General features: G+C 64.9%; 27 protein-coding genes and 1 pseudogene. 22 read left to right on the top strand and 6 right to left on the bottom strand.

Going from position 1 to position 25,720, the window contains the following annotated elements:
• Positions 1-39 precede the first annotated feature (39 nt).
• Positions 40-804, top strand: a pseudogene (locus J2R80_RS31210) (SDR family NAD(P)-dependent oxidoreductase).
• A 36-nt stretch (positions 805-840) separates the two neighbouring features.
• Here J2R80_RS31210 and J2R80_RS31205 read toward each other — a convergent pair.
• Positions 841-2,394, bottom strand: a complete 1,554-nt coding sequence (locus tag J2R80_RS31205) for a winged helix-turn-helix domain-containing protein (RefSeq protein WP_141342296.1) — start codon at positions 2,392-2,394, stop codon at positions 841-843.
• A 164-nt stretch (positions 2,395-2,558) separates the two neighbouring features.
• Between J2R80_RS31205 and J2R80_RS31200 the strand changes: the two genes are divergently transcribed.
• The 3 genes from J2R80_RS31200 (at position 2,559) to J2R80_RS31190 (ending at position 4,596) form a co-directional block, all read left to right on the top strand.
• A complete protein-coding gene (locus J2R80_RS31200) occupies positions 2,559-3,599 on the top strand; it encodes an alpha/beta fold hydrolase (RefSeq protein ID WP_141342297.1) in 1,041 nt (346 codons plus the stop codon).
• 20 nt (positions 3,600-3,619) lie between these two features.
• The gene (locus J2R80_RS31195; RefSeq protein ID WP_141342298.1) at positions 3,620-4,129 is read left to right on the top strand and encodes a cytochrome P460 family protein; all 510 of its coding nucleotides are present in this window, start codon (positions 3,620-3,622) and stop codon (positions 4,127-4,129) included.
• 98 nt (positions 4,130-4,227) lie between these two features.
• Positions 4,228-4,596, top strand: coding sequence for an ArsC family reductase (locus J2R80_RS31190; protein WP_141342299.1), 369 nt, complete (start codon positions 4,228-4,230; stop codon positions 4,594-4,596).
• Between the two features lie 45 nt (positions 4,597-4,641).
• On the opposite strand, the gene J2R80_RS31185 is transcribed toward J2R80_RS31190, so the two are convergent.
• Positions 4,642-5,232 (bottom strand): hypothetical protein, encoded by a 591-nt coding sequence (locus J2R80_RS31185; protein ID WP_246786709.1) that lies wholly within the window; start codon positions 5,230-5,232, stop codon positions 4,642-4,644.
• A gap of 30 nt (positions 5,233-5,262) precedes the next feature.
• Positions 5,263-5,424, bottom strand: a complete 162-nt coding sequence (locus J2R80_RS31180) for a hypothetical protein (protein WP_159109470.1) — start codon at positions 5,422-5,424, stop codon at positions 5,263-5,265.
• Positions 5,425-5,763: 339 nt separating this feature from the next.
• On the opposite strand from J2R80_RS31180, the gene J2R80_RS31175 reads away from it, so the two are divergent.
• The 7 genes from J2R80_RS31175 to J2R80_RS31145 all read left to right on the top strand — a co-directional run bounded on the left by J2R80_RS31175 (position 5,764) and on the right by J2R80_RS31145 (position 12,318).
• Positions 5,764-6,519 (top strand): ABC transporter ATP-binding protein, encoded by a 756-nt coding sequence (locus tag J2R80_RS31175; RefSeq protein WP_016839877.1) that lies wholly within the window; start codon positions 5,764-5,766, stop codon positions 6,517-6,519.
• Positions 6,512-7,255, top strand: coding sequence for an ABC transporter ATP-binding protein (locus J2R80_RS31170; RefSeq protein ID WP_038383662.1), 744 nt, complete (start codon positions 6,512-6,514; stop codon positions 7,253-7,255). Before J2R80_RS31175 ends, J2R80_RS31170 begins: the two co-directional genes overlap by 8 nt.
• A 40-nt stretch (positions 7,256-7,295) precedes the next feature.
• Positions 7,296-8,525 (top strand): ABC transporter substrate-binding protein, encoded by a 1,230-nt coding sequence (locus J2R80_RS31165; protein WP_141342302.1) that lies wholly within the window; start codon positions 7,296-7,298, stop codon positions 8,523-8,525.
• Between the two features lie 64 nt (positions 8,526-8,589).
• A complete protein-coding gene (locus J2R80_RS31160; RefSeq protein WP_016839880.1) occupies positions 8,590-9,453 on the top strand; it encodes a branched-chain amino acid ABC transporter permease in 864 nt (287 codons plus the stop codon).
• Position 9,454: 1 nt separating this feature from the next.
• Complete coding sequence (locus J2R80_RS31155; protein WP_057019845.1) at positions 9,455-10,423, top strand: branched-chain amino acid ABC transporter permease; 969 nt, start codon at positions 9,455-9,457, stop codon at positions 10,421-10,423.
• 145 nt (positions 10,424-10,568) lie between these two features.
• Positions 10,569-11,213, top strand: coding sequence for a DUF47 domain-containing protein (locus tag J2R80_RS31150; RefSeq protein ID WP_057019846.1), 645 nt, complete (start codon positions 10,569-10,571; stop codon positions 11,211-11,213).
• Between the two features lie 100 nt (positions 11,214-11,313).
• Positions 11,314-12,318, top strand: coding sequence for an inorganic phosphate transporter (locus J2R80_RS31145; protein WP_141342303.1), 1,005 nt, complete (start codon positions 11,314-11,316; stop codon positions 12,316-12,318).
• A gap of 60 nt (positions 12,319-12,378) precedes the next feature.
• Here J2R80_RS31145 and sugE read toward each other — a convergent pair whose 3' ends face one another.
• Positions 12,379-12,693 carry a quaternary ammonium compound efflux SMR transporter SugE gene (gene sugE, locus J2R80_RS31140; RefSeq protein ID WP_141342304.1) on the bottom strand — a complete coding sequence of 105 codons (315 nt, stop codon included), beginning with the start codon at positions 12,691-12,693 and terminating at the stop codon, positions 12,379-12,381.
• A gap of 153 nt (positions 12,694-12,846) precedes the next feature.
• Between sugE and J2R80_RS31135 the strand changes: the two genes are divergently transcribed.
• Entirely contained in the window at positions 12,847-14,466 is a 1,620-nt protein-coding gene (locus J2R80_RS31135) for a peptide chain release factor 3 (RefSeq protein ID WP_141342305.1), read from the top strand.
• A 63-nt stretch (positions 14,467-14,529) separates the two neighbouring features.
• On the opposite strand, the gene J2R80_RS31130 is transcribed toward J2R80_RS31135, so the two are convergent.
• Positions 14,530-15,675, bottom strand: a complete 1,146-nt coding sequence (locus tag J2R80_RS31130; protein ID WP_253639923.1) for an NAD(P)/FAD-dependent oxidoreductase — start codon at positions 15,673-15,675, stop codon at positions 14,530-14,532.
• Positions 15,676-15,754: 79 nt separating this feature from the next.
• On the opposite strand from J2R80_RS31130, the gene J2R80_RS31125 reads away from it, so the two are divergent.
• The 9 genes from J2R80_RS31125 to J2R80_RS31085 all read left to right on the top strand — a co-directional run bounded on the left by J2R80_RS31125 (position 15,755) and on the right by J2R80_RS31085 (position 24,717).
• Entirely contained in the window at positions 15,755-16,441 is a 687-nt protein-coding gene (locus tag J2R80_RS31125; protein WP_141342307.1) for a TetR/AcrR family transcriptional regulator, read from the top strand.
• A 99-nt stretch (positions 16,442-16,540) separates the two neighbouring features.
• Positions 16,541-17,152, top strand: coding sequence for a hypothetical protein (locus tag J2R80_RS31120; protein WP_141342308.1), 612 nt, complete (start codon positions 16,541-16,543; stop codon positions 17,150-17,152).
• Between the two features lie 193 nt (positions 17,153-17,345).
• Positions 17,346-17,930, top strand: a complete 585-nt coding sequence (locus tag J2R80_RS31115; RefSeq protein ID WP_057019851.1) for an NnrU family protein — start codon at positions 17,346-17,348, stop codon at positions 17,928-17,930.
• A gap of 2 nt (positions 17,931-17,932) precedes the next feature.
• Entirely contained in the window at positions 17,933-18,754 is an 822-nt protein-coding gene (gene panB, locus J2R80_RS31110) for a 3-methyl-2-oxobutanoate hydroxymethyltransferase (protein WP_018271260.1), read from the top strand.
• Between the two features lie 10 nt (positions 18,755-18,764).
• Positions 18,765-20,363, top strand: a complete 1,599-nt coding sequence (locus J2R80_RS31105; RefSeq protein ID WP_141342309.1) for a class I adenylate-forming enzyme family protein — start codon at positions 18,765-18,767, stop codon at positions 20,361-20,363.
• 268 nt (positions 20,364-20,631) lie between these two features.
• On the top strand, positions 20,632-21,288 hold the full coding sequence (locus J2R80_RS31100; RefSeq protein ID WP_028335134.1) for a tetratricopeptide repeat protein: 657 nt from the start codon (positions 20,632-20,634) through the stop codon (positions 21,286-21,288).
• A gap of 37 nt (positions 21,289-21,325) precedes the next feature.
• On the top strand, positions 21,326-21,877 hold the full coding sequence (locus J2R80_RS31095) for a hypothetical protein (protein ID WP_253639922.1): 552 nt from the start codon (positions 21,326-21,328) through the stop codon (positions 21,875-21,877).
• A gap of 213 nt (positions 21,878-22,090) precedes the next feature.
• A complete protein-coding gene (gene der / locus J2R80_RS31090; protein WP_141343243.1) occupies positions 22,091-23,473 on the top strand; it encodes a ribosome biogenesis GTPase Der in 1,383 nt (460 codons plus the stop codon).
• Positions 23,470-24,717, top strand: a complete 1,248-nt coding sequence (locus tag J2R80_RS31085) for an MFS transporter (RefSeq protein WP_057019856.1) — start codon at positions 23,470-23,472, stop codon at positions 24,715-24,717. The genes der and J2R80_RS31085 overlap by 4 nt, the downstream gene beginning before the upstream one ends.
• A 33-nt stretch (positions 24,718-24,750) precedes the next feature.
• On the opposite strand, the gene J2R80_RS31080 is transcribed toward J2R80_RS31085, so the two are convergent.
• Entirely contained in the window at positions 24,751-25,143 is a 393-nt protein-coding gene (locus J2R80_RS31080; RefSeq protein ID WP_141343241.1) for a nuclear transport factor 2 family protein, read from the bottom strand.
• Between the two features lie 203 nt (positions 25,144-25,346).
• Here J2R80_RS31080 and J2R80_RS31075 point away from each other — a divergent pair, with 203 nt between their 5' ends.
• Positions 25,347-25,604 (top strand): hypothetical protein, encoded by a 258-nt coding sequence (locus J2R80_RS31075; protein ID WP_141343240.1) that lies wholly within the window; start codon positions 25,347-25,349, stop codon positions 25,602-25,604.
• The last annotated feature ends 116 nt before the right edge of the window (positions 25,605-25,720 follow it).

The raw sequence follows: 25,720 nt of genomic DNA, 5'->3' as shown, positions 1-25,720 counted from the left end.
CGCCTATTCGACGAGATCCAGCATTTTGAAAGGTCAGCAATGGTAGAGAGCTTCGAAGGAAAGGTTGCGCTTGTTACCGGCGCCGCTGGTGGCATTGGTCTGGCGACAGCCAGGGCATTTGGTGTTGCAGGCGCGTCCGTGGTCGTTGCAGACAGCAACACAGCGTTGCTCGAAACTGCCGCTGCTGAACTGTGATCCGCGGGTCATGACGTCCTTGCCGTCGGCTGCGATGTAACGGATCGGGGCCAGGTGAACGCAATGATCGAGCAGGCGATCGAGACTTACGGGAAGCTCGATGCAGCTTTCAACAATGCGGGCATCAACTGCGATGCTGCGCCATTGGTTGAAACGGAAGATGCCGAGTTTGACAACATCATCGATGTCAATCTGCGCGGTGTGTGGAACTGCATGAAGGCGGAGCTTCGCCACATGACCGCACAAGGAAGCGGCGCAATCGTCAACTGCTCGTCGATCGGCGGGATGAGGGGCTCCAAAGGGCGCGCCGCCTATTCCGCCAGCAAATTCGGGGTGATAGGTCTCACCCGCGCCTCCGCACTCGATTATGCCGGGAAGGGCATCGGTATCAACGCAGTATGCCCGGGCATTATCGGCAATACTCCGATGGCGAAGCGGGTAACAAGGAACAACGATCCAGAGATCGTCAAGGCGTTCGTAGCAGCCGAACCGATCGGACGCCTTGGTGAACCTGAAGAAATCGCTGCCGCTGTTCTATGGTTATGCGGTTCGGCGGCAAGCTTTGTGGTCGGCCATGCCTTGGTGGTCGATGGAGGTATCTTGGCCTGACCAGCGGGTGAATGACGTCGCGCCGCCGGAGCAGCATCAGTCCGGGACGCCGGCCGCCTTCAGCGTCTCGCGATAGGTCGCGGACATCGCTTCCACCGGAAAGGGAATCCGCGACAGGAAGCCGGAGATCGTGAACTCCGGGTCGACCTTGAGCAGCTCGCGCGCGATCTGGGCCGCGCGTGCGGTGTCGCCGGTCCTGACCAGCGCCACGATCAGGACGCGCAGCGCCACCGCGAAGCGGCGGTTCTGCGCCAGCGCCTTGTCGGCCCACATCACTGCTTCGGCAAAATTTCGGTCGAGCACTGCGCAGATCGCCAGCGCCGCGGCGGCGAACCAGCCGCGCGGGTCGCGCGGGTTCAGCCGTTGCGCGCGCTCGATCATGGCGCGGCCGGCTTTCTGATTACCGCGCATCGCCTCGATCCAGCCGCCGAGCACGAGCGCCATCGCCGAGTTCGGATTGATCGCAAGCGACCGCTCGAACAGGTCGCGCGCAGGCTCAATCTCGTCGGCCATGTTCCAGATCGCGAACGCCGCCATCCACAACACCTGCGGGTCACCGGGCGCCAGCTCGACCGCGCGCCAGGCCTGCGCGACCGCGCGTTCGCGGTAGGCATCGTTCAGCTTCAGCCAGCCCTGGACATGGCGCATCGCATGACAATAGGCGGAGGCCGCCAGTGCGGGCGCGTAGGCGGGGTCGAGCGCCAGCGCCTGGTCGAGGCAATCGAGCGCCGCTTCCATGCTCTCGGGCGTGAACTCGTAACGCAGGCTGTAGGCGCGCAGCAGCAGGTCGTAGGCGTCGAGCCTGTCGGGCGGCGCTGCCCGCAGCCGTTCGGCTTCCGCGACGAGCAGGGTCGGCTCGATCGCGCCGACCACGTTCTCGGTGATACGGTCCTGCAGATCGAACACGTCGGCGGCCGCGCCGTCGAAGCGGTCGGCCCACAGATGCGCGCCAGAGCTGGCGTCGATCAACTGCCCGGTGATCCGCAACCGATCGCCGCCGCGGCGGACGCTGCCTTCGAGCACATAGCCGACGCCGAGATCGCGGCCGACCTGGCGGATGTCGACCGCCTTGCCTTTGTAGGTGAAGGCGGAGTTGCGCGCGATCACCGTGAGGCGGCTGCAACGCGCCAGCGCGGTGGTGATGTCCTCGGCGATGCCGTCGGCGAAATAATCCTGCTCGGGATCGCCGCTCATATTGGTGAAGGGCAGCACCGCGATCGACGGACCCTCGCTCGGCCGCGGCGGGCTGGCATTGTCTGCAACAGGGCGATCGTGCGCGGTGACCTCGCGGACATCGCCGACAAAGCGGAGACCCTTGCGGGGCAGGGTGCGGATCAGCCGCTGCTCCTCGCCATTGTCGCCGATCGCCGTCCGCGCGGCGTTGATCCGGCTGCTCAGCGTCGCTTCCGAGACGATCCGGCCGTGCCAGACGGCGGCCAGCACCTCGTCGCGGCTGACCACCCGATCGCGGGCGCGGATCAGGAACTCGATGAGGTCGAAGACCTGCGGCTCGACGGCCACCAGAGCATCGCCGCGGCGCAGCTCACGGCGCTCGGAATCGAGGGTCAAGTCGTTGAAATGGTAAGTCAAATCGAAGAGTCCGGCGGCCGGCGGCTGAGTTCGTGGCGGAACCTAGCACAGGCTGGGTGGAGCCAAAATCACGACGCTCTGAAGGACAAATCCACGTCCTCTGAAAGCGGACGGGGGCGGTCTCTGCAATATTCAATCCCGACACCAGACTTAAGGAGATCGCCATGTCGCAGTCCATCAATCAGCAGCGCCGCCGCTTCCTTGGCATCGCCGGCGGGATCCTTGCCGCTTCCCGGTTCGGGTTTGTCGGTTCCGCTCAGGCTCAGTCCAAGCCGGCGCTGCCTGCGATCAAGGCCGGCGCCCACACCACGATCGGTCCGGTCAAACAGATCAATGCCGGCGTGCTTAATACCGGCTATGTCGAGATGGGTCCTGCGTCCGGTCCCGCAGTGATCCTGCTGCACGGCTGGCCCTACGACATCCACAGCTATGCCGACGTCGCGCCGGCGCTGGCCGAGGCCGGCTACCGCGTGATCGTGCCGCATCTGCGCGGCTATGGCACCACGCGCTTCCTCTCCAGCGACACCATGCGCAGCGGCCAGCCGGTCGCGGTCTCAGCCGACATCATCGCGCTGATGGACGCGTTGAAGATCGAGAAGGCCGTGCTCGGCGGCTATGATTGGGGCGCGCGCACCGCCAACATCATGGCGGTGCTCTGGCCCGAGCGCTGTAAAGCCATGGTCTCGGTGAGCGGCTATCTGATCGGCAGCCAGGCGGCCGGCAAGATGCCGCTGCCGCCGAAGGCCGAGCTGCAATGGTGGTACCAGTTCTATTTCGCGACCGAGCGCGGCCGCGAGGGCTATGCCAAGAACCGGCACGATTTCAACAAGCTGATCTGGCAGCTGGCGTCGCCGCAGTGGAAGTTCGACGACGCCACCTACGACCGCAGCGCGGCGGCCTTCGAGAATCCTGATCACGTCGATATCGTGATCCACAATTACCGCTGGCGGCTTGGTCTCGCCGAGGGCGAGGCGAAGTACGACGCGTTCGAGAAGACGCTCGCCCAGGCGCCCGTCATCGCGATCCCGACCATTACGATGGAAGGCGATGCCAACGGCGCGCCGCATCCGGAGCCCGCGGCCTATGCCAAGAAATTCTCCGGCCACTATGAGCATCGGCTTCTGACCGGCGGCATCGGCCACAATCTGCCGCAGGAGGCGCCGCAGGCCTTCGTCCAGGCCATCATCGACGTCAGCAAGGTCTGAGACGGAGCGGATCGGGGATCATGAGACAAATTGTGAAATGGGCAGCTGCCGCGACCGCAGCAGCCTGCATCAGCGCGTCATTGCCGTTCGCCGTCGGGCATGCCGATGATGCTGCACCGGCATCGCCGATCTTCGGCGTGAAAATCCCTGACGGCTATCGCGACTGGAAGCTGATCGCGGTCGGCGAGGAGACCGGGCTCGATGAGCTTCGCAGCGTGCTCGGCAACGCCACCGCCGTGAAGGCCTATCAGGACGGCGCCGCGCGTTTCCCCGACGGCACCGTGCTGGTCAAGCTGGCCTGGAAGCGCAAGCCCGTTGATGGCCTCAACGGCGCCTTCATCGCGGGGCCGGCGACCACGGTGCAGGTCATGGTCAAGGACGCGGCCAAATATGCATCGACCGGAGGCTGGGGGTTCGGCCGCTTCGTCGACGGCAAGCCGGTCGATGCCGCTCAGCACGAGACCTGTTTCGCCTGCCACGAGGCCCATGCCAGCGATCACGATTTCGTCTTCACGCACTATGCGCATTGAATGCCGGCAATATCGGTGTGGAGACCTGATGGCTCCGATCTGGCGCCGGGATTGCCGCGAGGCTAATTTCCCGCCGCAATCGCATGCGGGGAACGGCATTGACCATCACCATCTACGGCATCAAGAACTGCGACACCATGAAGAAGGCGCGGGCCTGGCTCGACGATCACGACGTCGCCTACGACTTCCACGACTACAAGACCGCCGGGATCGCCAAGGATAAGCTCAAGCAGTGGAGCGACGAGGTCGGCTGGGAGACACTGCTCAATCGCGCCGGCACCACCTTCAAGAAGCTGCCCGATGCCGACAAGGAAGGCTTGAACGAGCGCAAGGCGCTGGCGCTGATGGCCGAGCAGCCCTCGATGATCAAGCGCCCGGTGCTCGATCTCGGGGGCAAGCGCGTGGTCGGCTTCAAGCCGGACATCTACGCCAAGGAAGTGCCGGCGAAGGCGCGCAAGAAGGGCTAAGGCGCTTCCAGCGATGCCGCGACCGCTTCGCGAGAAGTGACGAGTCTAGATCAGCTCGACTGAATCCTGACTTGCCGGACGATCCGCGGGCACGGACCTGCGGTCGATCACCGCCCTGATGGTGACGACCGGGACCGACTTCGCCTTCACGCCCATCAGATTGTGCAGCCGAAAGCCGCCTTCGATGCTGATCGCCTTGTAGGAGCCGATGATGTGCTCGACGGTGTCGCCGCGTCCGAACGGCAGCAGCAGCCGCTCATAGGACACGTCCTTGCCGTCGGCGTCCGTGACCTCCGCAACCGTATAGGTTGGACGCTTGAGCGCGAGGCAAGCACGATATGACAGGATCACTCCTGCGTAGCGCTCGGGTCCGATCGCATCGTCAAGAAAGCGGTTGGTGCGCAGCGGCGGCTCGATGTGCTCGTTGCCATAGGCCGTCGTCAGCCTTGCGCCTTCCTGCGTAATCAGGAAACGTGCCGCCTCGCCACTGCCGACCACGTCAAAGCTCATCATGTCGGCGCGCTCGTCGGCGGTGCCCTCGGTATGGAAGTCGCACAACAGAGGAAGCGCGTCCGGCAGGCGCAGCCCGCGCAGCCAGGCGTTCAGCAGCACCCGCTGCGTGATCGATTTGACCATCGATGGATCGGCGCTTCGGAATTGCATCGGCTAGCCGAATTCAGGCACATCCCCGGACGGGATGCGGCCAGGGACAAGTTCATCGATCTGCGGGATGGTTTGGCTGCGGGCATAAAGTCGCAGCCACGTGCCGAGGAAATCACGTTGCGGGATCGATTTGACGACCGAAGAATTGGCGCGCTTGAAATGCAAGGCTCTAGCCGTTCATCATGCAATGGCCGGAGCTTCGGCGAGAGGCGCAAATATTCTATGAAAGTGGGAGTCCGGAGCAAAACACCGTTAACGACCGCTTTCCCGAGGCGCAAAGCGCACGGAAATGCCATTCGACTAAGGATCAACCGGAACCGGTCACGCTGATGCCGCACTGCACAGCTTTCCACCTTGCGTAACTGCCGCAGATGACGGCATATTCCGGCCCGGAGGCGACGGGCCCCGGACGGTTTCCAAGACGGATCGGACGCCTGTCGGACACGAAAAAAGCTGGCCACGCGGGCGAGGGGCTTCGCAGCGATGGCGTATGGGGGAATCTATTTGGCCGATGAGTTCATCCTCGAAACCAGCGGATTGACCAAGGAATTCGCGGGTTTCTTCGCCGTTCGCGACGTCGCGTTGAAAGTGCGTCGGGGCAGTATCCATGCGTTGATCGGGCCGAACGGCGCCGGCAAGACGACCTGTTTCAATCTGCTGACCAAATTCCTGAAGCCGTCGGCAGGCCAGATTCGCTACAAGGGCCACGACATCACCGCGATGCCGCCGGCCGACGTGGCGCGCCTCGGGCTGGTCCGTTCGTTTCAGATTTCGGCGGTATTTCCGCATCTGACCGCGCTCGAGAACGTTCGCGTGGCGCTGCAGCGGCAGCACGGTTCGTCGTTCGATTTCTGGCGCTCGAAAAGCGTGCTCGACCGCTTCAATCCGCGCGCCCACGAGCTCCTGAACGACGTCGGCTTGAGCGAATTCGCCAATACGCCGGCGGTCGAGATGCCGTACGGCCGCAAGCGCGCACTTGAAATTGCAACGACGCTCGCGCTCGACCCCGAGATGATGCTGCTCGACGAGCCGATGGCCGGCATGGGCCACGAGGACATCGACAAGATCGCGGCGCTGATCAAGCGGATCTCCGCGAAATACACCATCCTGATGGTCGAACATAACCTCTCGGTGGTGGCCAACCTCTCCGACATCATCACCGTGCTGACGCGCGGGCAGGTGCTGGCGGAGGGCAACTACGCCGACCTCTCCAAGGACGAGCGCGTGAAGGAAGCCTATCTGGGAGCGGGTCATGGCTGAGGCAAAACTGGCGGAGAAGCCCGTCGCTGCGGCCGGCGCCGACGTGCTGACGGTCAAGGATCTGCAGGCCTGGTACGGCGAATCCCACATCCTTCACGGCATCAATTTCAACGTGAAGGCCGGCGAGGTGGTGACGCTGCTCGGCCGCAACGGCGCCGGCAAGACCACCACGTTGAAGTCGGTGATGGGCGTCATCAACAAGCGCTCCGGCTCGATCCGCTTCGACAATCAGGAAATCATCCGCGCTACCTCGGACAGGATCGCGCGGCTCGGCATCGCATTCTGTCCCGAGGAGCGCGGCATTTTCGCCAGCCTCGACGTGCGCGAGAACCTGCTGCTGCCGCCGGTGGTGCGGCCGGGCGGCCTGCCGCTCGACCAGATCTTCACGCTGTTTCCCAACCTGAAGGAGCGCCTCACCAGCCAGGGCACCAAGCTCTCGGGCGGCGAGCAGCAGATGCTGGCGATTGCGCGCATCCTGCGCACCGGCGCGCGCTTCCTGATGCTGGACGAGCCGACCGAAGGGTTGGCGCCGGTCATCATCCAGCAGATCGGGCACACCATTGCGCGCCTGAAGTCGCAGGGATTCACGATCCTGTTGGTCGAGCAGAATTTCCGTTTCGCCTCGACCGTTGCGGACCGCTATTACATTGTCGAGCACGGCAAGGTGATCGACGGCTTCGCGAATTCGGAGCTGTCGGCCAACATGGACAAGCTCCATACCTATCTCGGCGTCTGATATCGCCAGAACCAGAAAATTTAGGACGAGGGAATACGACATGAAGAACAAGATTTCGGCGCTCTTGCTCGGCACCGCGATGGTGCTGTCCGCCGCAAGCGTCGCCTCCGCCCAGGAAAAGCTCGACAAGACGGTCAAGATCGGCGCGCTGTCGGACCAGTCCGGCCTCTACGCGGATCTCGCCGGCCCCGGCTCGACGCTGGCGGCGCAGATGGCGATCGAGGACTCCGGCCTCAAGGCCAAGGGCTGGACCATCGACCTGATCTCCGGCGATCACCAGAACAAGCCCGATATCGGCACCACCATCGCCCGCCAGTGGTTCGACGTCGACAAGGTCGACACCATCGTCGACGTGCCGAATTCCGGCGTCGCGCTCGCGGTCAACAACGTCGTGAAGGAAAAGAACGGCGTCTACATCAATTCGGGCGCCGCCACCTCGGATCTCACCAACGCGCAGTGCTCGCCGAATACCGTGCACTGGACCTACGACACCTACATGCTCGCCCACGCCACCGGCCAGGCGCTGGTGAAGGCGGGCGGGGACACCTGGTTCTTCCTCACCGCGGATTACGCGTTCGGCGCCGCGCTCGAGCGCGACACCACATCCGTCGTCACCGCCAATGGCGGCAAGGTGGTCGGCGGCGTCAAGCATCCGCTCAACACCGCTGACTTCTCCTCCTTCCTGCTGCAGGCGCAGGCCTCCAAGGCCAAGATCATCGGTCTCGCCAATGCCGGCGGCGACACCACCAACTCGATCAAGCAGGCGGCCGAGTTCGGCATCGTCAAGGGCGGCCAGAAGCTCGCGGCGCTGCTGCTGTTCCTCACCGACGTCAAGGCGATCGGGCTCGAGACTGCGCAGGGCCTCAACTTCACCGAGACGTTCTACTGGGACCTCAACGACAAGACCCGCGCCTTCTCCAAGCGCTTCTCGGAGCGGATGAAGAACAGCGCGCCGCCGACCATGGTGCAGGCCGGCGTCTATGCGGGCCTCATGCATTACTTCAAGGCGCTGGAAGCGCTCGGCGGCAATCCGCATGACGGCGCCAAGGTGGTCGCGAAGATGAAGACGATCCCGACCGACGATCCGCTGTTCGGCAAGGGCGAGGTCGAGCCCAACGGCCGCGTCACCCACGACGCCTACCTGTTCGAAGTGAAGAAGCCTTCGGAGTCCAAGGGACCGTGGGACTTCTACAAGCTGGTCGGCACCGTGCCGGGCAACCAGGCCTTCACGCCGCTCGACAAGAGCGCCTGCGCGCTTCTGAAGAAGTGACGATCATGCCCGCCGGCCATGCGCGTGGCCGGCGGGCTTCATCTATCTAGCGAAAGCTCATTCGATGCAGGCTCTCTACGCACAGCTTCTGGTGGGACTGATCAACGGCTCGTTCTACGCGCTGCTCAGTCTGGGGCTCGCCGTCATCTTCGGCATGCTCAACATCATCAATTTCGCGCATGGCGCGCTCTACATGATGGGCGCCTTCGTGGCGTATTTCCTGCTCAACCTGGGCGGCATCAATTACTGGTGGGCGCTGATCATCGCACCCGTCGTGGTCGGCATCTTCGGCATGATCCTCGAGCGGACGATGCTGCAATGGCTGACCGGCCTCGATCATCTCTACGGATTGCTGCTGACCTTCGGCATCGCGCTGATCGTGCAGGGCGTGTTCCAGAACTATTTCGGCTCCTCGGGCCTGCCTTACTCGATCCCCGATCAGCTCAAGGGCGGCGTCAATCTCGGCTTCATGTTCCTGCCGATCTATCGTGGCTGGGTCGTCATCTTCTCGCTCGTGGTGTGCCTTGCGACCTGGTTCCTGATCGAGAAGACGCAGCTCGGCGCCTACCTGCGCGCCGCGACCGAGAACCCGACGCTGGTGCGCGCGTTCGGCATCAACGTGCCGCGCATGATCACGCTGACCTACGGGCTCGGCGTCGGTCTTGCCGCGCTTGCCGGCGTGCTGTCGGCGCCGATCAACCAGGTCCGTCCGCTGATGGGCGCCGATCTCATCATTGTGGTGTTCGCGGTGGTCGTGATCGGCGGCATGGGCTCGATCATGGGCTCGATCATCACCGGCTTCGCGCTAGGCGTGATCGAGGGACTGACCAAGTATTTTTATCCCGAGGCCTCCAACACCGTGGTGTTTGTCCTGATGGTGGTGGTGTTGCTGGTGAAGCCAACGGGACTGACGGGACGGGCGGCTTGATATGTCAGCATTGACCGACGATACACTTCCGATCACGCCGCGCGCGATGCGCGACGAGATGATCGTATTCGCCGCGATGGCGCTGCTGCTGGCGATCGTGCCGTGGACGGGGATCTATCCGTTCTTCGTCATGCAGGCGCTGTGCTTCGCGCTGCTCGCCTGCGCCTTCAACCTCCTGATCGGCTATGGCGGCCTGCTGTCGTTCGGCCACGCGATGTTCCTCGGCACCGCCGGCTACGTCTCGGCCCACGCGCTGAAGGTGTGGGGGCTGACGCCGGAGCTCGGCATCCTGGTCGGCACCGCGGCCGCGGCCTTGCTCGGCCTGGTCACCGGCTACATCTCGATCAAGCGGCAGGGCATCTATTTCTCGATGATCACGCTGGCGCTGTCGCAGCTGCTTTACTTCCTCTATTTGCAGGCGCCGTTCACCCATGGTGAAGACGGCATCCAGGGCATTCCGCAAGGCCACCTGCTCGGCATCTTCGATCTCTCGAAGCCGCTGGTGCTTTACTATGTCGTGCTGGTCGGCTTCCTCGCCGGGTTCCTGCTGATCTACCGCACCATCAACTCGCCGTTCGGCGAGGTGCTGAAGTCGATCCGCGAAAACGAGCCGCGGGCGATTTCGCTTGGCTACAAGACCGACCAGTACAAGCTGCTCGCCTTCATCCTGTCGGGCACGCTGGCGGGCTTTGCCGGCTCGCTGAAGGTGTTCGTGGCGCAGAATGCCTCGCTCACCGACGTGCACTGGTCGATGTCCGGTGAAATCGTGCTCATGACGCTGGTCGGCGGTCTCGGCACCATCTTCGGCCCGGTGGTCGGCGCCTTCGTGATCATCGCCATGCAGCAATATCTCGCCGGTTTCGGCCAGTGGGTGACGGTGATCCAGGGCGTGATCTTCGTGGCCTGCGTGCTGCTGTTCCGGCGTGGCCTGGTCGGTGAGCTGGCCCATTTGTTGCGGCGGTCGCTGTAGGGCAGGTCCCGGCGACTTTCGGCCGACATAGCGGTGGACGACCGCCCGCTCGGGCGGTCGACCCCGATGCTTTCCCCGCCAGATGCTCTATGACAGTTCTGTGACAGTCGCTAAAAGGGCTGTCCCGGAATGATGGAACTGAGACATGCTGCGCTGGTTTCGCGCCTTCCTGCCCAAGGAAGAGCGGTTTTTCGACCTGTTCGCCCGACACGCCCGGACCTCCGTGCAATGCGCATTGGCGTTGCAGGACATGCTGAAGGGCGGGGAGGAGACTCCGGTCTTTTGCCAGCGCGTCAATCAGTTCGAGAACGACGCCGATAGCGTCACCCGCGAGGTCCTGACCGCGGTTCGCCGCACCTTCATCACCCCGTTCGATCGTGGCGATATCAAGAACCTGATCACCTCGATGGACGACGCGGTCGACCAGATGCAGGCGACCGCAAAGGCGGTCATGCTGTTCGAGGTGCGCGAGTTCGAGCCGCCGATGCGCGAGATGGGCGGCCTGATCGTCGAATGCGCCAATCTGGTCGGCCGCGCGCTGCCCCTGTTGCAGTCGATCGGCCACAACGTCTCGATGCTGACCCAGATCACCGAGGAACTGACCAAGCTCGAGGGCCGGGTCGACGATCTCCAGGATATCGGGCTCAAGGAGCTGTTCCTGAAGCACCGCGACGCCAACACGATGGACTACATCGTCGGCGCGGAGATCTACGACCATCTCGAGAAAGTGGCCGACCGTTTCGACGACGTGGCGAACGAGATCAACTCGATCGTGATCGAGCAAGTCTGAGCATGATCCGGAAAAGTGTGATGCGGTTTTCCCTGCGACAAACACGAAGCGTTTGCGCGGCGATCATGCTCAACAAAGCACAATAGGGCAGGGCCATCACGTGGACGCCACGCTGGGTCTTCCGATTCTGACCATCCTGATCGCGGTCGCGCTGCTGTTCGACTTCCTGAACGGCCTGCACGATGCCGCGAACTCGATCGCGACCATCGTCTCGACCCGCGTGCTGCGGCCGCAATATGCGGTGGTCTGGGCGGCGTTCTTCAACTTCGTCGCGTTCCTCGTGTTCGGCCTGCACGTTGCCAACACGATCGGCACCGGGATCATCGAGCCGTCGGTGGTGGATGCGACCGTGATCTTCGCAGCATTGGTCGGCGCGATCGTCTGGAACGTGATCACCTGGGCGCTGGGCATTCCGTCGTCGAGCTCGCACGCGCTGATCGGCGGCCTGGTCGGCGCCGGCATGGCGAAGGCGGGGATTTCGGCGGCGGTGTGGAGCGGGCTCTCCAAGACCTTGCTCGCGATCGTGCTGTCGCCGCTGGTCGGCTTCCTGCTGGCGCTGGTGCTGGTCGCGATCGTGTCCTGGCTCTCGGTGCGCTCGACGCCGTTCGCGGTCGATCGCGCATTCCGCATCCTGCAATTCGCCTCGGCGTCGCTCTATTCGCTCGGCCATGGCGGCAACGACGCGCAAAAGACCATGGGCATCATCGCCGTGCTGCTCTATTCGCAGGGCCATCTCGGCGACACCTTCGAAATTCCGTTCTGGGTGGTGCTGGCCTGCCAGGGCGCGATGGCGCTGGGTACCCTGATGGGCGGCTGGCGGATCGTCCGCACCATGGGGCTGCGGATCACCAAGCTGACGCCGATGCAGGGTTTCTGCGCCGAAACCGGCGGCGCCGTGACGCTGTTCATGGCGACCTATCTCGGGGTTCCCGTATCGACCACGCACACCATCACGGGCGCCATCGTCGGCGTCGGCGCCGCACGGCGGCTTTCCGCCGTGCGCTGGAATGTGGCGAGCTCGATCGTCTACGCCTGGGTGATCACGATCCCGGCGTCGGCCGCGGTCGCAGCCGCGAGCTATTGGGCGGTGCAGATTCTGAAGTAGCGTTTTCGAGCGAAGTGGAAGCCGGTTCGCGTTAAGAAAACGCGTCCCAAAAAGGAGTAATCAGCCGACCAGCTTCAGCCCGACGATGCCGGCAACGATCAGTCCGATGCTGGCAAGCCGCATCGCGGTCGCGGGTTCGCCGAGCAGGATGATGCCGAGCGCCGCGGTGCCGACCGCGCCGATCCCGGTCCAGACCGCATAGGCGGTTCCAATCGGCAGCGTCTTGAGCGCGAGGCCGAGCAGGATCACGCTGCCGGCCATCGCCGCCAGCGTCAGCACCGACGGCACCAGCCGCGCGAAACCTTCGGTATATTTCAGCCCGATCGCCCAGCCGATCTCGAGCAGGCCAGCGGTGAACAGAATGGTCCAAGCCATCACGAACCCTCCAGATAAGGCAGGGTCGTCCCCGCGAATGGTATGGTGAGGAGAAGGTCGTCCTTCCGGTGCCCATATGGGGATGGTGCGGGCGTTCCGCATTGCGACAAAACGCCCTTGATTGCGCCCGTTTTCCCTGCCAAATGCCCCGCCATGTCCGACATTTCAGTTTCAGCCGAATCGCCGTCCCGCTCGCCGCTTTCAGAGGAAGTGGCGCGACGGCGTACCTTCGCGATCATCTCGCACCCGGACGCCGGCAAGACCACGCTGACGGAAAAGCTGCTGCTGTTCGGGGGCGCCATCAATCTCGCGGGCCAGGTCAAGGCCAAGGGCGAGCGGCGCAACACGCGCTCGGACTGGATGAAGATCGAGCGCGAGCGCGGCATCTCGGTCGTCACCTCGGTGATGACCTTCGAGTTCAACGACCTCGTGTTCAACCTCTTGGACACGCCGGGCCACGAGGACTTTTCGGAAGATACCTATCGCACGCTGACCGCGGTCGATTCCGCTGTGATGGTGATCGACGCGGCGAAAGGCATCGAGGCGCGCACGCGAAAGCTGTTCGAGGTGTGCCGGCTGCGTGACATCCCGATCATCACCTTCATTAACAAGATGGACCGCGAGAGCCGCGACACGTTCGAGCTTCTGGACGAGATCGAGAAGACGCTGGCGCTCGACACGACGCCGATGACCTGGCCGGTCGGCCGTGGCCGCGACTTCCTCGGCACCTATGACGTCGTCAATGGCGGCGTGCGGCTACTCGAGGGCGGCGGCGCCAAGACCGGCGCCACCGAGCAGATCGACATCGCCGATCTCGGCAAGCGCAATCCCAATCTCGACGTCGCCGAGGTCAAGGACGAGCTCGCGCTGGCCTCGGAAGCCTGCAAGCCGTTCGAGCTCGCGGCGTTCCGCGAGGGCCACCTGACGCCGGTCTATTTCGGCAGCGCGCTGCGCAATTTCGGCGTCGGCGATTTGCTCGAAGGCCTCGGCAAGTTCGCGCCGGCGCCGCGCGCGCAGGACTCGGATTTGCGCAAGGTCGAGGCATCGGAGCCGCGCATGAGCGCATTCGTGTTCAAGATCCAGGCCAACATGGATCCGAACCACCGTGACCGCATCGCCTTCGCCCGGCTGTGCTCGGGCAAGCTCAGCCGCGGCATGAAGGCCAAGCTGGTACGCACCGGCAAAAACATGAGCCTGTCGAGCCCGCAGTTCTTTTTCGCGCAGGACCGCTCGGTCGCCGACGAGGCCTTTGCCGGTGACGTCGTCGGCATTCCCAACCACGGCACGCTCAGGATAGGCGACACCCTGACCGAGGGCGAGGATCTGACCTTCGTCGGCGTACCGAGCTTCGCGCCGGAAATCGTCCGCCGCGTCCGGCTGATCGACGCGATGAAGGCGAAGAAGCTGAAGGAAGCCTTGCAGCAGATGTCGGAGGAGGGCGTCGTGCAGGTGTTCCGCCCGCGCGACGGCGCGCCCGCGCTGGTCGGCGTGGTCGGCCCGCTGCAGCTCGATGTGTTGAAGGCGCGGCTCGATGCGGAATATTCGCTGCCGGTCGAGTTCGAGATCAGCGAATTTTCGCTGGCGCGCTGGATCTCGTCCGACGACCGCAAGCAGCTTGACGCCTTCATCTCCGCCAACAATTCCGGCATCGCCGACGACGTCGACGGCGATCCCGTGTTCATGGCCAAGAACGAGTTCTATCTTGGCTACACCCGCGAGCGCGCCGAGGGCATCACCTTCTCCAACGTCAAGGACGTGAAGAAGAAGGCGTAGTGGCGCTCGCTCCGGTGTCGTCCCCCGGGAAGGCGGGGGACCCGGTACGCCGCGGCTTCTCCGTTACTCGCTACGGTTCTCGGCGGGGAGGTGACTGCCGAAAAAGTCGATGAGGCTCTGCGGTGCGTTGGCGCCGTAGCACAACTCGAGGAGCTCCTCCGCATCAGCCGCTTCGGACGCGCTGCGGGGAAACAGGTCCTCTTCATAGGCGGCGAGCGCGGCCTCGACGTCACCTGGGTTGGCAGCGATCGCCGCGCCGAGTTCGGCACCGTCGTACATTGCGAGATTGGCGCCTTCACCCGATGGAACCATCAGATGCGCTGCATCGCCGAGCAGCGTGACGCCGGGCACGTGGTCCCATTGATGTGCGACCGGAAGCGCATGGATGAGGCGCAGCACCGGCGCCGTCTCGCCATCGGTGATCAGCGCGGTCAGCGCCCGGGCCCAGCCATCGAATTCCTCGGCGACGCGGGCGAGGGCGCTCGCAGGGTTGGAGAAGTCGAGGTTGGCAAACCATTCCTCAGGCTTGGTCAGCGCCACATAGGTGTGCAGCACGCCGTTCGGCTCACGATGCGCGGCGATGCCCTTTCCCGGCGCCAGCGCGAACATCGCGCCGCCGCCAACCGCTTCCGCGCTCGCTCGGTGACGGACATCGGCGTCGAACAGATATGTCTCGATGAACGAAGTGCCGACATAAGTCGGCTTGTGTGCGGAGAGAAGCGATCGCACGCGCGACCAGGCACCGTCGGCGCCGACCAGAAGCTCAGTCGTCACCGTCATGCCGTCGGCAAAGCTCAATAGGTGCCTTCCACCGCCGAGCGGAGTGGGCGCAGTGACCTTAGATCCCCAATGCACCGTGCCCTCGGGCAGCGAGTTGAGCAGGATCCGACGTAGCTCGCCTCGGGGTACCTCGGGGCGCCCGCCCGTGCCGTCATCCGGATGATGCAGCAGGACATTGCCTTGGGTATCGAGCGCGCGGGTTTCCTGGCCGCCGGGGTGGATCAGCTCGCGGAACTCCTCAAAGAGGCCTGCGGCCTTCAGCGCGCGTTGGCCGTTGTGCTCATGGATATCGAGCATGCCGCCCTGCGTTCGTGCCTCTGCGGAGGCTTCCGCTTCGTAGACGATCGCTGCGATCCCGTGGACATGGAGGACGCGGGCAAGCGTCAGGCCGCCGAGGCCGGCACCGACGATCGTGACGGGAGATTTCATGCGGAGTCCTTCCGGGCTGAGAGTTATGGAACGTCGTTCCAATACTTGGAATGCCGTTCCAGACGTGTCAAGGTTCGGCATGGTCAAGAAGGCGCGCAGCAGCCAGCGACGCGAGGACTCGCTCTCGCGGGATCGCATCATCGAGGCTTCGATCGAACTCCTGGACGAAAGCGGCGAGGACGGTCTGACGTTCCGTGCCCTGTCCGAACGGCTCGCGACCGGTCCCGGCGCGATCTACTGGCATATCGCCAACAAGAGTGATCTGCTGGTCGCCGCCTGCGATGCCATTGTCGCGCGCATGGTCGATGAGCACGTGGTCGGCGGATCGCCGAAGGCCACCATTCGCGCCCTTGCGCTCGGCATGTTCGACGCAATGGAGGCGCATGCGTGGGTCGGGACAGCGCTGATCCGTGCTGCCGGGCAGTTGCCGACCGTGCGCGTTCTGGAATGCATCGGCCAGCAGGTTCGCGCGCTTGGCGTGGCTGCCGACACGCAGTGGACGATCGTCTCGGTCCTGCTGAACTACATCCTTGGCGTCGGTGGCCAGAACGCAGCCAACGCGCAGTTCGCGCGGACGCATGGCCTGGACCGATCGAGCTTCCTGGATGCGGTGGCGACCGACTGGTCCGCGCTCGACGCAAGCGACTACCCGTTTGCACGCAGCGTGGCCGGCGCGATGCGGGACCACGACGACCGTGTCGACTATCTCGCCGGCATCGATCTCATCCTCGCCGGTATCAAGGGGACACGAACCGGCCGAACCTAGGTTTTAGTATTGACAAGCGCGAGGAATTGAACGCCGCCCCGCTTGATGCGGTCCGGCCGCGGACCCATTTTCTCCGGAGTGCAATCCGGGTCCGCCTGCATGCTCCGACGCGTCGCCATCTGCCTCGCTTTTGCCGTGCCGGCCTTTGCGCTCGCGAGCGCGGCCTCTGCGCAGCAGCGGCAACAAATCAACCCGGCGCCCTTCGCACACACGCCTTGCAGCGTGCTCGACGAAGGGCCTTGCATCCCGTCCTATTGCAGCGTGTTCAACCACGGGCCATGCCTGCCCGAGATGGATTATCCGTACGGCGAAAATCTCCAGCTCACGATCCTGACCGTGCCACCGCAGGATCAGGCCGAGAAGTACCGCAAGCCGGATCATGATCTCAATACCATCGGCGATCTGTTCGCCGCGCTGCGCGCCTGCTGGGCGCCGCCACCGCCGGACGACGCGCGCGCGGGCATGCAGATGTCGGTGCGATTCAGCTTCAAACGATCGGGCGAGATGATCGGCGCGCCGCGCCTGACGTTTTCGACGCGGGGCATCCCGGCCGACACCCGCACCACCTACCTCAATGCGATCAACGCCTCGCTGGATGCCTGCCTGCCGCTGAAATTCACCGGCGGATTGGGCGGCGCGCTGGCCGGCCGGCCGATCATGATCCGCTATGTCGACAACCGGGAGCTGGCCAAATCGGCCGGCAAGCCGTGAGACACATCATTCCGGGGCGCGCTGCAAGCGCGAACCCGGAATCCCGGGATTGGCTTGCGCGCCCGGCAACCTCGAGATTCCGGGTCCGGCCCTGCGGGCCATCCCGGAATGACGGAGTCGTGGCGTGACGCATTGCCACCCGCCCGGCGAAGGTGATACGCGAAGGCATTAGTTCGATCAGGGGAGGAACATCGTGGGACTGCTCGTCATGATCCTGGGTCTCGTGCTGTTCCTCGGCGTCCATGTGCTGTCAAGCCTGCGCGAGATGCGCGCCGGCCTGATCAAGGCGATGGGCGAGGGCGGCTACAAGATCGCCTATTCGCTCGCCTCCGCGGCCGGGCTCGTGCTGATCATCTGGGGCTTTGCGCATTATCGCGCGAGCGGATGGATCGACGTCTGGACCCCGCCGACGGCGCTCAAGCACATCACGGTCGCGCTGATGCTGCCCGCCGTCATCCTCGTCGTCGCCTCCTATATCCGCGGCCGCATCTACACCACGCTGAAGCATCCGATGCTCGCCGGCGTGAAGCTGTGGGCGTTCGCGCATCTGCTCGCCAACGGCGACCTCGGCTCGATCATCCTGTTCGGCTCGTTTCTCGGCTGGGCGGTCTATGACCGCATCTCGCTGAAGCGCCGCACGGATGCTGGCGCGCCGCCGATTCCGGTGGGCGGCCCAACCAACGACCTGATCGCGATCGCGGTCGGTGTCATCGTCTATCTGGCGCTGGCGTTTGCGTTCCACCCGGTCGTGATCGGCGTGCCTGTCATGGGAGCCTGACTATGTCTGTTCAATCCGCCATCAAGCGCAAGACCGCGCCCGATCTGCGCGCCCGCAAGAACGGCGAGCCGATCGTGATGCTGACGTCCTATCATGCGCACACCGCGGCGCTGGTCGACCGTCATTGCGACGCCATCCTGGTCGGCGATTCCCTCGGCAACGTCATGCATGGCTTCGAGACCACCGTGCCGGTCACGCTCGACATGATGATCCTGCAAGGCCGCGCGGTGATGCGCGGCTCGCAAGCTGCGCTCGTCGTGGTGGACATGCCGTTCGGCTCCTATGAGGGTTCGAAGGAGCAGGCGTTTCAATCCGCGGTGCGGATCATGAAGGAGACGCTGTGCGGCGCGGTCAAGCTCGAGGGCGGCGCGCGGATGGCGGAGACGGTGGCGTTCCTGTCCGAGCGCGGCATTCCGGTGATGGGCCATATCGGTCTGACGCCGCAGTCGATCAACACGCTTGGCTCGTTCCGCGCGCAGGGCCGCGAGGAAGAGAACTGGGCGCCGATCGAGAACGACGCCAGGGCGATCGCGGAGGCGGGCGCGTTCTCGATCGTGGTCGAGGCGGTCGCCGAGCCGCTGGCGCGCAAGATCACGCAGTCGATCGCCGTGCCGACCATCGGCATCGGCGCCAGCGCTGCCTGCGACGGCCAGGTGCTGGTGCTGGAGGACATGCTCGGCCTGTCGCCGCGGGCGCCGAAATTCGTGCGCCGCTACGGCAATCTCGGGCCGATGATCGAGGAGGCGATCGCCGGCTATGCGCGCGACGTGAAGAGCCGCGCCTTCCCGGGGCCGGAGCACGTCTACGGCATGAAGAAGAGCTGACCGGGCGCGCATGGACTGGTCGCAGCACGCAATTCCGCCGATGCGGCTCGAGCCGCGGTTCGGCGACCGCGTCGTGCCGGCTTTCCCGGAGCGGCCCGGCAGCCTTTGGGCGATGATCGCGGACGCCGTTGCGCAGAACGGCGACGGCGAGGCGCTGGTCTGCGGCGCGACGCGCCTGAGCTGGCGCGAGGTCGCGGAGAAATCGGCCAAGGTCGCGGCGGGCTTTGCAAGACTCGGCCTTGCGCCCGGCGACCGCGTCGCGATCCTGCTCGGCAACCGCATCGAGTTCGTGCTGACGATGTTCGCCGCCGCGCATGCCGGGTTGGTCACGGTGCTGCTCTCGACGCGCCAGCAGAAGCCCGAGATCGCCTATGTGCTGAACGATTGCGGCGCGACGCTGCTGGTCCATGAGGCCACGCTTGCCGACCGCATCCCTGATGCGGCCGACGTTCCCGGCCTCAAGCATCGCATCTCGGTCAGCGATGACGGCGCATCGCAATTCGCTGGTCTCGCCGACAACGCTGCGGCCCAGGCGCCGGCACAGGTGAGGGAAGAGGACACCGCGATGATCCTCTACACCTCGGGCACCACGGGCCGGCCGAAGGGCGCCATGCTCGCCCATTGCAACATCATCCACTCCTCGATGGTGTTCGTGTCGTGCCTGAAGCTGACCAAGTCGGATCGCTCGATCGCCGCGGTGCCGCTCGCGCATGTTACCGGCGCGGTCGCCAACATCACCACCATGGCACGCTGCGCCGGCGCGCTGATCATCATGCCGGAGTTCAAGGCCTCGGAATATCTGAAGGTCGCGGCGCGCGAGCGCGTCAGCTACACGGTGATGGTGCCGGCGATGTACAATCTCTGCCTGATGCAGCCGGACTTCGACAGCTACGATCTGTCGAGCTGGCGGATCGGCGGCTTCGGCGGCGCGCCGATGCCGGTCGCGACCATCGAAAAACTCGACGCCAAGATTCCCGGGCTGAAGCTTGCGAATTGCTACGGCGCGACCGAGACCACGTCGCCCTCGACGCTGATGCCGGGCGAACTGACCGCCGCCCATATCGACAGCGTCGGCCTGCCGTGCCCCGGCGCCGAGATCATCGTGATGGGCGCTGACGGCCGCGAACTGCCGCGCGGCGAGATCGGCGAGCTCTGGATCCGCAGCGCCTCGGTCATCAAGGGCTACTGGAACAATCCGAAGGCGACCGTGGAGAGTTTCACCGCCGGCTTCTGGCATTCCGGCGATCTCGGTTCGATCGACGCGGCAAACTTCGTCCACGTGTTCGATCGCCAGAAGGACATGATCAATCGCGGCGGCCTGAAGATCTATTCCGCCGAGGTCGAGTCTGTCCTGGCCGGCCATCCCGCCGTGGTCGAGAGCGCGATCATCGCCAAGCCGTGCCCGGTGCTCGGCGAGCGCGTGCACGCCGTGATCGTGACCCGCACGGACGTGAATGCGGAGAGCCTGCGCGCCTGGTGCGCCGAGCGGCTCTCCGACTACAAGGTGCCGGAGACCATGGCGCTGACATCAGAGCCGCTGCCGCGCAACGCCAACGGCAAGGTGATCAAGCGCCAGATCAGGGAGAGCCTGTCCGCGATAGGCACCTAGCGAGGCGTGGACGTACCATCCGCGAATTCGGTCGACCTCTCCCGCTTGCGGGGGTCGAGACGAGCGAAGCTCGCTCTTAGGTCGGCACGTGCAGCGCGGGCTGGGGGCCTGTTGCGGCAAGTCGCAAACGTCCCCCGTTAACGCTTTGATCCGCCTCGCTTTGCCTTGCCTCCGCCACACCATTAGGGTAACGCCGCCGCGATGTGGGGATCGGGTAGGGCTGGGCCCCACCGATAGCAGCGGTCCCGAGGGGATGGGATAGCCTTAAGTGTCTGAATTATTTGACGAAGTCGACGAGGAAGTCCGTCGCGATCAGCTCAAGAAGCTGTGGGACAAGTACTCGCTCTTTATCATCGCCCTGGCGATCCTGATCGTTGCGGGCGTCGGTGGCTGGCGCGGCTACCAGTATCTTGAGGCCAAGAAGGCCGCCGAGGCCGGTGCGGCGTTCGACCGTGCCGTCGAATTGTCCGATCAGAACAAGCACGCCGAGGCCGAGGCTGCGTTCGCCGCTCTCATCACCAAGGCACCGTCCGGCTACCGCAATCTGGCGCGGCTGCGCATGGCCGCCGAGGTCGCGACCCGCGATCAGCCGGCTGCCGCGAAGCTCTATGACGAGATCGCAGCCGACCGCAGCGTCGGCGGTCCCGAGCAGGACCTGGCGCGGATCCGCGCCGCGCAGCTCGCGATGGAAACCACCACCTATCCGAACATGCTGCAACGGCTCGAGGCCACGGCAACGGCGAAGGACTCGACGTTCCGTCACTCCGCCCGCGAGCTGCTGGCGCTGTCGGCCTGGCGCGCCAACGATGCCACCGCCGCGCGGCAGTGGCTCGACCAGATTGCCAATGACGGTGAGACGCCGCCGAGCCTGCGCTCGCGTGCCGAAGCGCTGCAGGCCTTGTTGCCGCCGGTCGCGAAGAGCTGACTTGGCGCGAAACCCGAGTTTGAGTGAGAGATCGACCATGCGCCGCTCGCAACGCCTGATCGCAGCCGCAGTTCTGACAGCGCTTTGCAGCGTGCTGGCGGGGTGCGGCGGTGGCGGCATGTCCAATTTCGATCCGAGCGACCTGCTCGACTTCCTTGACACCAAGAAGAAGCTGGCCGGCGACCGCAAGCCGGTCTTCCCCGAAGGCGTGCCCGGCCTCGAGCAGGGTGTGCCGAAGGAATTGTACAAGGGCTCGCAGCAGGAACAGCTCGATCAGCAGAACGCCGCGGCAGCCGCTGCCGCCCAGCCGGCCCCGCCGCCCGAGCCGCCGAAGGGCGCCAAGAAGCACGCCAAGGGCAGGGCGGCGCCGGCCGCGGATCAGGCGGCTGCTCCCGATGCCGCAGCCGAGGAGGGCGCGCCCGCCGCGCTGCCGCCGGAGCCGAAGCCGAAGAAGATCGTCCGCCGCCGCACCACCGCGCCGCCCGCCGACGACCAGCAGCCACAGCCCGCGGCGCCGGCCCAGCAGACCACGCAACAATCCGGCGGCGCCTTCCCCGCACCGCTACCGAGCGGCGGATTTTCACGCTAATTGCGAGCGGGATTCCACCTCGCCCCGCCTGCGGGGAGAGGTCGGAATTCAAGCACAGCTTGAATTCCGGGTGAGGGGGAGTTTCAACCCTCTCCCCGTAAGAGCGGGGAGAGGGAGAAGATGCTCCATCATTTGCTTCGACCGCTCCCCATTCCTGCTGTAGTTCTTTCCAGCACCTTGACCCGCGGACAACAGACCGCGCCTGGATGATCCATGTCTTTTACCATCGCCATTATCGGCCGGCCCAATGTCGGAAAGTCGACGCTGTTCAACCGGCTGGTCGGCCAGAAGCTCGCGCTGGTCGACGACGAGCCCGGCGTGACGCGTGACCGTCGCGAGGGCCAGGCCAGGCTCTACGACCTCGACTTCACCATCATCGACACCGCAGGTCTGGACGAAGGCGCCAAGGGCTCCCTGACGGCGCGGATGCAGGAGCAGACCGAAACCGCGATCGAGCTCGCCGACGCCCTGATGTTCGTGATCGACGCCCGCGTCGGCCTGACGCCGACCGACCGTGCCTTCGCCGACTTCGCGCGAAAAGCCAACAAGCCGGTGGTGCTGGTCGCCAACAAGGCCGAGGGCAAGCATGGCGAGATCGGCGCGATGGAATCCTACGCGCTCGGGCTCGGCGATCCCGTCCAGATCTCCGCCGAGCATGGCGAGGGCATGGGCGACCTCCACGAGGCGCTGAGCGCGCTGGTGCCGGAGACACCGGAGGAAGACGACGAGCTTGAGGATGACGAGGACATCTCGGAGGAGGAGGCCGCGCAGCGCCCGATCCGCGTTGCCATCGTCGGCCGGCCCAATGCCGGCAAGTCGACGCTGATCAACCATCTGCTCGGCGAGGAGCGGCTGCTGACCAGCCCCGAGGCCGGCACCACGCGCGATTCCATTGCGGTCGAGATCACCTGGCAGGGCCGCCAGTTCCGGGTGTTCGACACCGCTGGCCTGCGCCGTCGCTCGCGGATCGAGGAGAAGCTGGAAAAGCTCTCGGTCGCCGACGCGTTGCGCGCGGTGCGCTTTGCCGAAGTCGTCGTGATGATGATGGACGCGCAGAACAAGTTCGAGGAGCAGGATCTGCGCATCGCCGACCTGATCGAGCGCGAGGGCCGCGCCATCGTGCTCGCGGTCAACAAATGGGACCTCGTCGAGCGCAAGCCGAACCAGATCTCGCAACTGCGCACCGATGCCGACCACTGGCTGCCGCAGGTCAAGGGCGCCCCGATCGTCGCCGTCTCCGGCCTGATGGGCGAAGGCATCGACCGCCTGATGACGGCGATCCAGGAGGCTTATGCGGTCTGGAACCGGCGCTTGCCGACCTCGGCGCTCAATCGCTGGTTCGAGCAGGCGATCCAGACCAACCCGCCGCCGGCGGTCTCGGGCCGCAGGCTGAAGCTGAACTACATCACGCAAGTGAAGGCGCGCCCGCCGAGCTTCGTGCTGTTCTGCTCGCGCGCCGACGCGATCCCGCGATCCTATCTGCGCTACCTCATCAACTCGCTGCGCGAGACGTTCGATCTGCCGGGCACGCCGATCCGGATCACGCTGCGCGAGAAGGCCAATCCGTTCGCCCACAAGCGCAAACGCCCGTCGTGAGCGAAAGGTCGGAGGGCGACACGGTTGCTGTAGCGCAACCGCGCAGCGGCGCGGTGATCTTCATCTTCATCACGTTGCTGCTCGACATGCTCGCGCTCGGGATCATCATCCCGATCCTGCCCAAGCTGATCGAGGGCTTCGTCAACAACGACACCGCTAATGCGGCGCGCATCTTCGGCGTGTTCGGCTCGATCTGGGCCTTGATGCAGTTCGTCTGCTCGCCGATCCTCGGCGCGCTGTCCGATCGCTTCGGCCGCCGGCCGGTGGTGCTGCTGTCGAATTTCGGCCTCGCCGCCGACTATGTGCTGATGGCGCTGGCGCCGAACCTGATCTGGCTGTTCATCGGGCGGGCGATCTCGGGCATCACCTCGTCGAGCATCTCGACCGTGTTCGCCTATATCGCCGACGTCACCGCGCCGGAGCAGCGCGCCGCGATGTTCGGCAAGATTGGCGTCGCCTTCGGCGCCGGCTTCATCCTCGGACCGGCGCTCGGCGGCCTGCTCGGCGAGATCGATCCGCGGCTGCCGTTCTGGGCGGCGGCGGGTTTGAGCTTCGTCAACGGGCTGTATGGCCTGTTCATCCTGCCGGAATCGCTGCCCGTGGAGCGGCGCGCGCCGTTCAAATGGAAGAGCGCCAATCCGATCGGCGCGCTGCATTTCCTGCGCTCGAACCGGACGCTCGCCGGCCTGTCGCTGGCGACGTTCTTCGGCCAGCTCGCGCATGTCGTGCTGCCCTCGGTGTTCGTGCTCTACGCCACCTATCGCTATGGCTGGGACACCGGCACCGTCGGCGCGACGCTGGCGCTGGTCGGGCTCTGCGGCATGATCGTGCAGGGCGCGGCGATCGGCCCGATCGTGCAGCGCCTCGGCGAGCGCAACGCGCTGTTCCTCGGCCTCGTCTGCGGCGCCTTGGGCTTCGTGATCTTCGGCGCCGCGCCGACCGGCCAGCTGTTCTGGATCGGCATTCCCGTGATGGCGCTGTGGGGCCTCTCGGGCGCTGCGACGCAGGCGCTGACGACGCAGCTCGTCGCCGCCGATCAACAGGGCCAGTTGCAGGGCGCGACTTCAAGCGTGCAGAGCATGTCGGAATTGATCGGCCCGTTCCTGTTCACGCTGACGTTTGCGTATTTCATCGGCGATACCGTGCCGGTGAAGATGCCCGGCGCGCCGTTCTATCTGGCCGGCGCGCTGCTGCTGCTCGCGCTCGCCATCGCCTGGCGCACGACGGCGGCAAAGAGAGCGTAGGGCGGGCCGCCGACGGATCCACCACGAGACGCTCTATTCCGTCGCCGGCACCGAATGGTGCTCGTGCGTGACGCGCCACTCGCCGTCGACCTTGCGCAATCCGATCGTCAGCCTGAACTGGAACGTGGCATCAGGTGGCCCGCACCGCATCACCGCGACCGCGAAGGCCACATCATCGCCAGCCGTGATCGCGATCTCCTCGACATCGAAGGCGTAGGATGGGCGATGATACCTGAAGAACAAGTCCCACGTCTTCCGGTATTCATCCAATCCGCGTGACTGCAATGGCGGCGGAACGTCGAACATCACGATGTCCTGATCGTGATGGGCGAAGATGCCGGGATAGTCGCGTCGGCGGACGGCGTCCGTCCAGGCGTCGATGAGCGCCCTGATTTCGGTTTCCGCTTTCTGTTTCTGCTGTGTCATCGCTCGCGTGCTCCGAATGCTGGCTGATGCTTCGAGGACGAATGCGAGCGCGCCGATCCGACACGATGATGTGTCCGGCCGCACCGGGCGGATTGCGTCATATTGTCCATTGTCCATTTACAAACCATCCGGTTGGTTTGTATAAGAGCTGATACCGGATGAAGACGCGCCTCGCTCCGGGGCGCGCTGCCAGGAGCAGCATGGTGACCGACGAGGCCGTTGATATCTGCGATGAATTGACCCGCTTCAGCGCCGCGCAGGCGGCGCTGCTGACGTCGCGCGGCCTTGTCTACCTGACCGACCTGAAACTCGATGGCGGCAGGCACGGGACGATTGTCGCCGCCAGTCATGCTGAGGCGCAGGCCATCGCCCGCGCACGCGGTCGAGGGGAACGGGTCGTCGGCCGAATGGCCTACGGCTTCCTTCATGGCCTGCTGCAGAAGGTTCGCTTGTGCGCGTGAGCGATCGGATAGGTTGATGACCGATTCCTGAAATTGATGCGCCTTCCGAGGGCGACATCGCCATTTCGGGGACGCCGTTCGCGCTGCCTCGCAGCGCTTGAGATTGACCGAAGCCA

It is taken from the genome of Bradyrhizobium sp. USDA 4541 (assembly GCF_024171085.1).
In the GTDB taxonomy this organism is placed as follows: Bacteria; Pseudomonadota; Alphaproteobacteria; order Rhizobiales; family Xanthobacteraceae; genus Bradyrhizobium; species Bradyrhizobium australafricanum.
The sequence above is the reverse complement of the archived record's forward strand: the minus strand, read 5'-3'. Positions and strand labels throughout refer to the sequence as shown.